This is a genomic window from Geminocystis sp. M7585_C2015_104, from assembly GCA_015295805.1.
In the GTDB taxonomy this organism is placed as follows: Bacteria; Cyanobacteriota; Cyanobacteriia; order Cyanobacteriales; family Cyanobacteriaceae; genus DVEF01.
This window is the reverse complement of record DVEF01000029.1, coordinates 1-3851: the sequence shown is the minus strand read 5'-3', so window position 1 is coordinate 3851 and position 3851 is coordinate 1. Positions and strand designations below refer to the sequence as shown.

At 46.4% G+C, this 3851-nt stretch carries 5 protein-coding genes; 3 read left to right on the top strand and 2 right to left on the bottom strand.

Annotation, left to right across the window (positions count from 1 at the left end; genetic code table 11):
- Positions 1–282: photosystem II q(b) protein (locus IGQ44_03295; protein HIK37002.1), on the bottom strand; the 282-nt coding region annotated here is incomplete at its 3' end.
- A 140-nt stretch (positions 283–422) separates the two neighbouring features.
- Complete coding sequence (locus tag IGQ44_03290) at positions 423–800, bottom strand: hypothetical protein (protein HIK37001.1); 378 nt, start codon at positions 798–800, stop codon at positions 423–425.
- A 136-nt stretch (positions 801–936) separates the two neighbouring features.
- On the opposite strand from IGQ44_03290, the gene dusA reads away from it, so the two are divergent.
- The 3 genes from dusA to IGQ44_03275 form a co-directional block, all read left to right on the top strand.
- On the top strand, positions 937–1929 hold the full coding sequence (gene dusA / locus IGQ44_03285; GenBank protein HIK37000.1) for a tRNA dihydrouridine(20/20a) synthase DusA: 993 nt from the start codon (positions 937–939) through the stop codon (positions 1927–1929).
- A gap of 29 nt (positions 1930–1958) precedes the next feature.
- Complete coding sequence (gene rnc / locus IGQ44_03280; GenBank protein ID HIK36999.1) at positions 1959–2702, top strand: ribonuclease III; 744 nt, start codon at positions 1959–1961, stop codon at positions 2700–2702.
- 95 nt (positions 2703–2797) lie between these two features.
- The coding region (locus IGQ44_03275) for a penicillin-binding protein 2 (protein ID HIK36998.1) at positions 2798–3851 on the top strand (1054 nt) is incomplete at its 3' end.

Below are 3851 nucleotides of genomic sequence, written 5' to 3'. Positions count from 1 at the left end.
GTAGAAGTGCAGCCCTATAGCGTTGGAAGAGGGCACTACAGCTCCTGTGATGATGTTGTTCCCATATAACAGAGAACCAGATACGGGCTCACGAATCCCGTCAATGTCCACTGGCGGAGCGGCGATGAAGGCAATGATGAAGCAGATGGTGGCAGTCAACAAGCAGGGGATCATCAGCACACCAAACCAACCGATGTATAGACGGTTGTTGGTGGAGGTGATCCACTGGCAGAACTGCTCCCACGCGGAGATCTGTTTCTGCTGCTGTATTGTGGTGGTCATTCTCCTATGATTCCTTATGTATTTGTCAAGGTACTATTGGTCTAGCGATTGCTCGCCTGCCTTATAATGTTAACAAGTTTATGAACTTTTGTCAAGTTTTTTAAGGATTTTTTTTGTTTCCCCTTACTGGTCAGTCCGTCTTACTCGTCGACGCGGAGGAGTTTGCGGTAGAATTTCTGACAGAAGTCTACTTGCCGAGTTTCTTTAAAATTCTTAATTAAGAGGATGAGATACTCGATGAATTCCGAGTTAGAAAGATTAATCTCGTAGCTCAAATCGGCATTGCCGTCAAACTGAACACGACAGCGAGTCAACTCATATGGTAGTCTGGAGACATACCAGATGGCGACAAAGGGTATATTTTTATTTCCCTCAATCACCCTCTCCCCTTCCAAATAACCCTGTTGATAAAGACTGAGGGCATAGGGTAATATCTCCTGGTGTTCCTTACTGTAGAAGGGGAGATACATTTGTACCTTTTCCTTGTCGGCGGGTTGTAGTTTTTCAATATTTGACATTGTTTGTCGGCATCTTACCGGTTGGATTCAGTTTACCCTCTAATTTCCTACAATATTAACCGGGAATAGCAAATCCGAACATCTCATTGTTGTCCACCGGGGCGGGGATATAATAGTACCCCTTGTTGTAGCTACTATGGCCATTATGATTCCCTACCTACTCAGTATTGCCCCCATGATGGACTATACCGATCGCCACTTCCGTTATGTCATGCGTCGTCTCACCAAGTGTACATTATTGTATACAGAAATGATTACCACGCAGGCACTAATCCATGGCGATCGTCATAAACTGTTGGATTTTAGTCCAGAAGAGAAACCGGTAGCCTTGCAGTTGGGGGGAGACAACCCAAAACACCTGGCAGAATGTGCCCGTCTGGGGGAAGACTGGGGCTATGATGAGATAAATCTAAATGTAGGATGTCCCAGTTCCCGGGTGCAAGAGGGGAATTTTGGCGCCTGTTTGATGGCAAAACCAGAACTAGTGGCCTCCTGTGTGGCCGCCATGAAAAGGGCAGTAAAAATCCCGGTGACGGTTAAACATCGTATTGGCATTGATGACAGGGATAGCTATGAGGATTTAGCCAATTTTGTACGCCTTGTAAGTGAAGCCGGGTGCGATCGTTTTATTGTCCATGCCCGGAAAGCCTGGTTGAAAGGATTAAGCCCAAAGGAAAATAGAGAAATCCCCCCACTACGTTATGAGGATGTGTATTGCCTTAAACAAGAATTTCCTCACCTTACCATCGTCATCAACGGTGGCATCAAAACCCTTCCTCAAGTCAAACAACACCTACAAAAAGTGGACGGGGTAATGGTGGGGCGCGCTGCCATAGACAATCCCTATCTTTTTGCCTATGTAGATCAGGAAATTTATGGTGTAAATAGGCCAGTAGCCAGCCGGGAAGAAATCATCGAATCCCTCTACGAATACATTGACCACTGGACAGGGAAAAAAGTAAAATTGAACACCATAACCCGTCATCTCCTCAACATTTTTGCAGGACAACCCGGAAGCAAGGTTTGGAAAAGATACCTTACAGAGAATGGCAACAGCAGCCTTCCAGGCTCATTGGTGGTGCGAAGGGCGTTACAATTGAGAAAAGAGATGGTTGCAGCCGCCGCCTAGTCCAGCCATTTCCAGTCTATTGTTAGTTTATGAAGGTGTTAAAAGATCCCCGCAGAAAAACAGAATTAAAGAGATTATTACACAAGTTGGGCGTCCAAGACGTATCCTCAGTCAATTGGCATCTTTTAGACTTAGCTCTTACTCACCCCAGCATCTCTCAAACAGCCAACTACGAACAGTTAGAATTCATTGGAGATGCTGTAATTCGTCTCTGTTGTGCGGAATTTCTCTGGGAAACCTATCCCCATCTTCCAGTAGGGGAATTTGCCGCCATTCGTTCTATCCTTGTAAGCGACCGCTTTTTGGCAGAGGTAGCCTCCAGATATGGGTTTGAGCTCTATTTGCTGGCAACCCCCTGTGTGAAAAACGATAAATGGGGCAGGGTTTCTCGTCTTGCCGACTGTTTCGAGGCTGTACTGGGCGCCCTTTATCTCAGCACCAAGGACATGAGTCTCATCAGACCATGGCTCGACCCCATTTTACAAGAGAAAGCCCTTCAGGTACAAGCCGATCCTGCCCGGGAAAACTATAAGGATGCACTACAAGAGTGGACTCAAGGTAAATACAAAATGCTTCCTACCTATAAAGTAATACAAAACCACTCCTTTCAAAATGAAAACGAGCGTTTTATAGCAGAAGTATGGCTGCAAGACAAATTGTTGGGGGTAGGCAAGGGAGGTACCAAAAAAGCCTCTCAACAAGCTGCCGCCCGCGCAGCCTATGATTTAATTAAAAGTGGACAGTGTCTGGACCTACTGCCCAATAAAGGGTAAGCTAAAACGGTCTTGAGGAGAATTACAAATGGGTTAAAATTAAGGGGGACTGTAATCCCCCTGGATACCAACTGCAGCTATGGCTTATATCCCCCATGCTTTTAGTTAATCTAGTCAAAAAAGAACAAAAAAAAAGTAATCAGCACTACTTTTTAGAAAAAAATTCCCCCCGCCCTCAACCCAAAAAAGTCTGGCTAGAGGTAGGTCAAAAGGGACAGCCCCTTTTTATCATGACTATAATCACCCTTTTACTGTTTGGGGCCATTGGCAGTCGTTTGGCCTACCTACAACTTGCAAAAAATAGCGAGTTTGAACAAAAGGCCGAAAACAACAGGACCAAAATAATACCCAAACCTCCTGTAAGGGGTAACCTGTATGATCGTCGCGGGAGAATTCTGGCAGCCACCAAACTCTCCCACTCCGCCTATCTATGGCCCGTTGCCCAGAAAAGGGAAAATTGGCTAGAGGTGAGAAAAGCCCTAGCAACAATTCTTAACATTTCCGAGACGGAGTTACAACAAAAACTAGAACAGGAGGGCTATGATTCCCCCTCCCTGGTCAGAATTGCTAGAAACCTTACCCCTCAACAAATTACCGCCATTGAGGAGAATAGACACCTTTTCCGGGATGTGGAAATAGATGTGGACACGGTAAGATACTATCCTCATAATAAGGTGGGCTCCCATGTGCTGGGCTACACCAGGGAAATCAGTGCTGAGGAGTTGAAGGAAAAGAGAAAAGAGGGCTATCGCATGGGGGATGTAATTGGCAAGATGGGGGCAGAGGCAGGATTCGAATCAGACTTGAGGGGAGAATGGGGAGGAATTCTCCTAGAAAGGGATGGCACTGGCAAAGTTTTACGTAAACTGGGGATAAAAGAGGCTAAGGCAGGTAAAGACGTCACCCTCACCCTAGATGTTCATCTCCAAAAAGTGGCCGAAGGGGCCTTAGGGGAGAGAAAAGGGGCAGTAGTGGCTATGGATCCGCGGGATGGTGCCGTTTTGGCCATGGTGAGCTATCCTGGCTTCGATCCTAATATCTTTTCTGGCCCTATTCCCCCTCAAATGTGGCGACAAGTACAGGGAAAAGGAAACCCCTTCGTCACCCGTCCCCTTAGGGGTTTCCCCCCCGCCTCCACCTTTAAGATCG

Coding starts and splice junctions, on each gene's coding strand:
- IGQ44_03290 (HIK37001.1), bottom strand. CDS start 800: ATGTCAAATATTGAAAAACTACAACCCGCCGACAAGGAAAAGGTACAA.
- dusA (HIK37000.1), top strand. CDS start 937: ATGGCCATTATGATTCCCTACCTACTCAGTATTGCCCCCATGATGGAC.
- rnc (HIK36999.1), top strand. CDS start 1,959: ATGAAGGTGTTAAAAGATCCCCGCAGAAAAACAGAATTAAAGAGATTA.